This is a genomic window from Cetobacterium somerae ATCC BAA-474 (assembly GCF_000479045.1).
In the GTDB taxonomy this organism is placed as follows: Bacteria; Fusobacteriota; Fusobacteriia; order Fusobacteriales; family Fusobacteriaceae; genus Cetobacterium_A; species Cetobacterium_A somerae.
This window is the reverse complement of record NZ_KI518064.1, coordinates 1-728: the sequence shown is the minus strand read 5'-3', so window position 1 is coordinate 728 and position 728 is coordinate 1. Positions and strand designations below refer to the sequence as shown.

Annotated in this window: 1 protein-coding gene; it reads right to left on the bottom strand. The window is 30.8% G+C overall.

Annotated features, from left to right (window positions below):
* On the bottom strand, positions 1-728 hold a 728-nt coding region (locus HMPREF0202_RS15190; protein ID WP_023051589.1), incomplete at both ends, for a hypothetical protein.

Here is a 728-nt window from a genome sequence, read left to right as displayed (position 1 = left end):
TTTACTGTTGTCGTTCCATCTGTAAACCATACACCTATATTATGAGCTATATCATATAAAGTGTATCCTGGATTACTATTTATTCCTGCTGAAGTCCATGTTAAAGTGTTTATATTTCTAGGTAATCCACTTGGTGATCTTGTTGTTCCATCTAAAACATATGTTCCTACTCCATTTGTGCCACCCTTTGCTATTGGATTAGATAATTCAAATGAACTATTATAATCTTCTCCAACTATATTTAATGTTATACTTCCAAATGTTATATCATCATAAAATGGTTTTACATTATACAAAGTACTACTTACGCCTAGTCTAAATAATGAAGCTCCTGCATTCACATACATTTCTCCCGGCTTTGGCACTGCTGTATCACTTGATGGAAAGCTAGGTGAATTAGCTGTATAGTTACCACTAAAAACTCTTAAAACTCTTATTGTATAATCTCTTGGATTTTTATTAGAGCTATCTTCATTTGGTCCTGTTCCCATCTGTGTTTGTACTACTATTGTTTTCATATTAGTCAGATCTCTTAAATACATTACTTGAGTAAATGTAGAATTTGTAGTTCCACCAAAAAATCTTAAACCAGAATTTACTCCTATTTCTGTCATCTCTGAATTTTGATCATTTAATTTTACAGTTCCTATTTTAATGGGATCTTTATTAGTAGGTTTTATATTTTTAACTATAACATTATTTGATGCTGCATATCTTTTTAATGTGGC